Source organism: Streptomyces sp. NPDC037271 (assembly GCF_055603605.1).
On record NZ_JBVJVN010000047.1, the window covers coordinates 1 to 6,156 of the forward strand.

General features: G+C 64.4%; 4 protein-coding genes and 1 pseudogene. 4 read left to right on the forward strand and 1 reads right to left on the reverse strand.

Annotated features, from left to right (window positions below; translation table 11 throughout):
- Positions 1-812 precede the first annotated feature (812 nt).
- From ACZ7G3_RS35590 to ACZ7G3_RS35605, 4 genes and pseudogenes are all read left to right on the forward strand, one after another.
- Positions 813-1,139: a transposase gene (locus ACZ7G3_RS35590; RefSeq protein ID WP_470930845.1), complete on the forward strand. Its 327-nt coding sequence runs from the start codon at positions 813-815 to the stop codon at positions 1,137-1,139.
- A gap of 5 nt (positions 1,140-1,144) precedes the next feature.
- Positions 1,145-1,750, forward strand: a pseudogene (locus tag ACZ7G3_RS35595) (IS3 family transposase); the annotation flags it as partial.
- Positions 1,751-1,811: 61 nt separating this feature from the next.
- Entirely contained in the window at positions 1,812-3,206 is a 1,395-nt protein-coding gene (locus ACZ7G3_RS35600; protein WP_470930847.1) for an IS30 family transposase, read from the forward strand.
- A complete protein-coding gene (locus ACZ7G3_RS35605; protein WP_470930849.1) occupies positions 3,190-3,519 on the forward strand; it encodes an integrase core domain-containing protein in 330 nt (109 codons plus the stop codon). Before ACZ7G3_RS35600 ends, ACZ7G3_RS35605 begins: the two co-directional genes overlap by 17 nt.
- A 24-nt stretch (positions 3,520-3,543) precedes the next feature.
- Here ACZ7G3_RS35605 and ACZ7G3_RS35610 read toward each other — a convergent pair whose 3' ends face one another.
- Positions 3,544-6,141: a hypothetical protein gene (locus ACZ7G3_RS35610; protein WP_470930850.1), complete on the reverse strand. Its 2,598-nt coding sequence runs from the start codon at positions 6,139-6,141 to the stop codon at positions 3,544-3,546.
- Between the last annotated feature and the right edge of the window lie 15 nt (positions 6,142-6,156).

The window sequence follows — 6,156 nt, forward strand, 5'->3', positions numbered from 1 at the left end:
ACATCCGACAGACCACGGACATCATGAGCCAAACCCCTGAACGCCGCATGACTGTCACGAGCCAGGTCCTCATTCGCCTGCATCAACCGCTCGCCAATAAGGACGAACAGCATATTGTTCACCAGCGGTGAGACCTGGATTGCCATGAAAAATTCAGTGCTTCCTGCTAGGCGCCCTCTTCGGCTCTGGGCCGCAGCGAGAGGTACTTACGGACACCTTCCCGTTGAACCCATCTCCGGGCGGACTTCAAGGCTCTGCGCTGCGTACTTCAACCTACTGCGGAAACCCTGTACCTACGGTCAGGTTGGGTGAAACCGACAGTGCGGCCACCGTCCTCCATGCGGCGGCCCCTGGTCAGTCGCCAGGTCGTTCGGCCGCACAGAGTCTTCACCAACCGATGCCTGCGGCACCTCCACCAGAAGAGCTCCCACGATCGCAGCCCCGGCCAGCAGACTCTTGTGCGGCCGCCCAGGCGGGACGTCCGCGGCAGCCTCGGCCGTGCCACCAAACGTCTCACCTGCCGCTTCCGACTCCCCGACCACGCCGACGACCAGTGACGCCGGCTCCTGATCGGGAGTCCCTGCTCGGCACTGCCTACGGCAGGAAGCACAGTGGTAACGCCTCCGGCCGGGGAAGCCGACAGCATCGCCGGCGAACCCGCAGCCTCCACCGTCCCTGTTGCCGTGTCTCCTTGCGATGCTGCCGATTCCGTGGCCTGGGATGGGGTGTTCTGGGGGCCGTGGGCCTGTGGTGAGGTCATGGTGAACCGTTCCGGGTTCGGTAGGGACTCGATCATTTGAGAGGATCGAGTCATGGCACGTCCTTCCCCTTACCCGCTTGAGCTGCGCCGTCGTGCGGTCCGCATGGTCGCCGAGGTGCGGCCGGAGTACGACACCGAGTGGGCCGGGATGAAAGCGGTCGCCCAGAAGCTGGGCATCGGCACAACCGAAACCCTGCGGAAGTGGGTACGGCAGGACCAGATCGACGCCGGCACCCGGCCGGGGACGACGACGGAGGAGTCCGCCGAGCTGAAGCGGCTGAAGAAGGAGAACGCCGAGCTCAAGCGGGCGAACGAGATCCTCAAGGCCGCGGCGTCTTTCTTCGCGGCCGAGCTCGACCGGCCACACACACGCTCGTAGCGTTCATCGACGAGCACAAGGGCCGCTTCGGCGGCGTCGAGCCGATCTGCCGCGTGCTGACGATGCACGACTGCAAGATCGCCCCTGCCACCTACTACGCCCATCACAAACGCCGGACCGCGCCGTCTGCCAGGACCGTGCGGGACGGCGAGCCGAAGGAACTGATCCAGCACGTCTACGACTCCAACTACCGCGTCTGCGGGGCGAGGAAGATCTGGCGGGAGCTGAACCGGCAGGGCCAGGCCGTGGCCCGCTGCACCGTTGAACGTCTGATGCGCGAGCTCGGCATCACCGGCGCGGTCCGCGGCAAACGCGTGATCACCACGCTTCCCGGCGGCCAGACCGGGCGGGCCCCGGACCTCGTCGACCGCGACTTCGTCGCCGGCGCCCCGAACCGCTGCTGGGTCGCGGACTTCACCCACGTGAAGACCTGGGCAGGTGTCGTCCACGTCGCCTTCGTCGTGGACACCTTCTCCCGCCGGATCGTCGGCTGGTCCGCGGCCACCGTGAAGGAGACGGTCTTCGTGCTGGACGCCCTGGAGATGGCGATCTGGCAGCGCGACCGTGACCAGCATCCCGTTCAGCCAGGCGAGTTGATTCATCACTCGGATGCCGGGTCGCAAGGCGGATTCAATCGGTCGTCGCAACACCTCGTGATCAGCGAGGTGTGGGATGGTTCGTCGTCAGCAGGCAGCCGATCGGGCCATTCGGCCGAAGTTGAGGTCTCCGGGGCATCCAAAATTTCAGCGTCATATCGAAACGGCGTTCTGGGACGAAATCGCCAAAGGTCTCCTCGCGGAGGAAGCGGCCGGGGTTGTCGGCGTGGCGCCGACAGTGGCCACGCGCTGGTTTCGGCAGTGTGGCGGCATGCGACCGTTCGATCCGAAGCCGCATTCGGGCAGGTACCTGTCGTTCTCTGAGCGGGAGGAGATCGCGCTCCTCAACGCCCAAGGCAAGGGCGTTCGTGAAATTGCTCGGGAAGTCGGCCGTAATCCGGGGACGATTTCCCGTGAGTTGCGGCGCAACGCGGCCACCAGGAGCGGGAAGCTCGATTACCGGGCATCGGTCGCACAGTGGAAATCGGACATGGCCGCACGCCGCCCGAAGACATCGAAGCTGGTCGCCAATCCGCGGCTGCACGCGTACGTCCAGGAGCGGCTGTCCGGAGAGATCAGCCCGCCTGGGGGCAGGGCGATCGCAGGACCTTCGACAGGTACGTGGACGGGGCGGAACAAGCCGCACCGCAAGGACCGCGCGTGGGTACAGGCGTGGAGTCCGGAACAGATCGCGAACCGGATCAAGGCTGATTTCCCGGATGATGAGTCCATGCGCATCAGCCACGAGGCGATCTACCAGGCGCTCTACATTCAGGGCCGCGGGGCGTTGAAGCGGGAGCTGATCTTGTGCCTTCGCACGGGCCGCGCGCTGCGTGCCCCGCGTGCTCGTTCACGTCGCAAGACCTGGGCGCATGTGACACCCGAAGCGCTGATCAGTGAACGGCCTGCCGAAGTCGAGGACCGTGCTGTTCCTGGCCACTGGGAAGGCGACCTGATCATCGGGCTGGAGCGGTCCGCGATCGGCACTGTCGTCGAGCGGTCCACTCGATTCACGATGCTAGTCCACCTTCCGCGCGAGAAGGGCTACCGGCACAAACATACCGTCAAGAACGGTCCCGCGCTGGCCGGTTACGGAGCGATCACGATGAAGAACGCACTCGCAAATACGATGTCGACGCTGCCCGAACAGCTGGCACGGTCGCTGACATGGGATCGCGGCAAGGAGATGTCGGCCCATGCGCAATTTAGAGTCGAGACAGGCATTCCCGTGTTCTTCGCCGATCCGCATAGTCCATGGCAGCGTGGCACGAACGAGAACACCAATGGGCTCCTGCGCCAGTACTTCCCGAAAGGCACCGATCTCTCGAGATGGTCTCCCGAGGAAGTCGAGGCCGTTGCTCACGCTCTCAACAGCAGACCCCGCAAAACGCTCGGCTGGAGGACACCCGCCGAGGCGTTCAACGAGCAGCTACAGTTGCTTCAACAAGCTGGTGTTGCAACGACCGGTTGAATCCGGTCAATACACGAGTTTCCGGCTCGCCGAGCACCTGGACGCCGCCGGTATTGCCGCCTCGATCGGCCCGGTCGGCGACGCCTACGACAACGCCCTGATGGAGAGCACGATCGGGCTGTTCAAGACCGAGCTGATCAAGCCCCGGCGGCCGTGGAAGACGCTGTCCGACGTCGAGCTCGCCACCGCCGAATACGTCGACTGGTACAACCACCGACGACTCCACGGTGAGATAGGCCACGTCCCGCCGGTCGAATACGAGAACAACCACTACCTCGCAACCACGAAACCCCAGGTCACACCCAACATCTGAGATCTCTACCGAACCCGGAACGGTTCACCCCGCCGTCGAATCCAGATCAGTGTCCGACCCATCCGACCCACTCAACTCACTCAACTCAGCCGAAGACTCCGAACCCCAACGATCCCTCCCATCACGCAGATCATCGAAGTCAGACTCCGAGATCGAATCCGCGAGCGACACACGCGACCCACTCAACTCACTCAACTCAGCCGAAGACTCCCAACCCCAACGATCCCTCCCATCACGCAGAGCATCGAAGTCAAACACGAAGACCGGATCCTCAAGCGACACACGCGACCCACTCAACTCACTCAACTCAGCCGAAGACTCCGAACCCCAACGATCCCTCCCATCACGCAGAGCATCGAAGTCAAACACGAAGACCGGATCCTCAAGCGACACACGCGACCCGGACAACGACAGTTCATCCGACGAGTCCGATCCAAACTCCAACCCCGCCAACGAACCCAGATCAGTGTCCGCATCCGACGCCACCGAATCCAGATCAGTGTCCGCATCCGACCCACTCAACTCACTCAACTCAGCCGAAGACTCCGAACCCCAACGATCCCTCCCATCACGCAGATCATCGAAGTCCGACTCCGAGATCGAATCCGCGAGCGACACACGTAGCTCATCCGCCACTTGGAGAATCGGCTTCCCCGCCAGTTCGTCCGGGTCCGTATCGGTCGCACCAGACACACTCGAAATCTCAGGCAAGCTGTCGAGGCTTCCGCGGAAGTCACCCGCGGGCGGTGTGCCGGACTCCATGACCGGCCGAGCATCATTGACGGAACCCTGTAGACGGTGCTCAGCACTCCCCTCAGCATCGGTCCGGGGACCCTGTCCGGAAGACTCCTCCGGCTCCTCGGTTCCGCCTGAAAATCTCCGCTCCGCCTCTCGGAAGAGCCTGGGACTGCTGGCGAGCATGGCTTGGCGTTGCGCCGGTTCGAATGCCCCCAACGGCCATGTTGATTGAAGTACCCACATAGCGCGGTCTCCCTGTGAGATCGGAAGCTTCGCCGCCTGCAGATCGCTGAGCTCCACCGGGACCTCCAGCACAGCCGGAGAGCGCAGCAGATCTGCGATCTTCGCGCTAAGATCTTCCTCGGCTGCGGTCTGGTTCGGGTTCTGCCCTGGCAAGGTGCCACCACCAGCCGCCAAGGGTTCCTGATGGCCACGGACACTGCGTGCAGGACTGGCAGCGCCGGCGGTGACGTCGGCGGGCGACACCTGGTTCACATCGGCGCCTACGGCCCCCCCACTCCCCGTGAGGGCATCACCGATACCCTCTCCGCTCTCACTGGCGGCACGCCCCGTACCACTCCGGACATCCGCGCCATGCGGCTCCGTCGGAACACGGCGGGTCTGCTCAGTCTGATCACGCTCACTCGAAGCCGACGGGTGATCAAAGCGACCGCCGCCGCCGGACGCAACCGAATGGGCAAGCTCACCCGACTCGAAACTGCGTCTCGCCAGCGCCGGATCCACGCTGGTGGGTTGAGGGGCCTGTGACGTCCCAGCCGACGGGGAATCCGCCGACGGCACCACTTCACCGGACTCGGCCAGACGCCCCGCAGCAGGCACCGCCACACCCTGGCCCGGCTCCTCCCCAGAGGCCGACACGCGGCCTGGCCCGCGAAGGCCGAGCCAACCCATCACCTTGTTCCGGACCACGTTCCTACCCCAGCTGGGCATCTTCCACCCGGAGTCACGAACCAGAGGCGCCGCCCCCACCTCCAGCACCTGCAACGACGGGGATCCACCAGCCGACGACCTCGACGACTTCAACAGTGCAACCGACTCCACGTCAGACTCCGTGTCCAAGATCACGAATTCGCCCATCAGGCTCGATTCACCCGCAGAGAGCACCTGCTTGCCACGCCCGCCAGGCGTGAGCAGGGCCTGCGGCGGGGCATCGTCGTCACGGACACCGAATCCGTGGACGAGTTCATGGGCAGCCGGATGCTCCTCCCCAGAGGCCGGCACGCGGCCTGGCCCGCGAAGGCCGAGCCACCAACCCTCCAGCGTGTTCCGAACCACGCGCTCACCCCAACTGGGCACCTTCCACCAGGGGTCACGAACCAGAGGCGCCGCCCCCACCTCAGGCATCACATCCCACATCGGGGACTCATCAGCCCACGACATCGTCAGACTCGGCGGCTTCGACAGACTCGACGACGCATCCAAGACCCCGGAACCGACCGAAGCACCATCGAACGCTGCAACCGACTCCACGTCAGACTCCGTGTCCGAAGGCCGCCACGCGTCAAGGGCCTCGACCAACCGCTGAGCCGACCCACCCGAATCCGACCAAGCGTACTCACCCTGCACACTCGAAGACTCGACCTCGCCCCCTTGCCCTTCGAAGTCCACGCCTCTCGCCGCTGGAAGACCCGAACGCCCAGCGGTGGGTTGGATCAGCAATGGCGTACCAGCCTGCCCGTACGACACTGCCGGCATCGCATCGGACGATGCCAACTCGTCGTCCAGGTCACTGCCGTCGGCAGTGACCTGCTCCCGACGCGTGCTGACGCCGGGGTGAAGGTAGGGGGTCAGTACGTCTGCGATCTGCTGGAGATGGTCGGAGGTGATGACGATGTGCGATTGAGGATTCTCGAACTTCCCCATCAAGCTCGACTCACC

Coding starts and splice junctions, on each gene's coding strand:
- ACZ7G3_RS35590 (WP_470930845.1), top strand. CDS start 813: ATGGCACGTCCTTCCCCTTACCCGCTTGAGCTGCGCCGTCGTGCGGTC.
- ACZ7G3_RS35600 (WP_470930847.1), top strand. CDS start 1,812: ATGGTTCGTCGTCAGCAGGCAGCCGATCGGGCCATTCGGCCGAAGTTG.
- ACZ7G3_RS35610 (WP_470930850.1), bottom strand. CDS start 6,141: ATGGGGAAGTTCGAGAATCCTCAATCGCACATCGTCATCACCTCCGAC.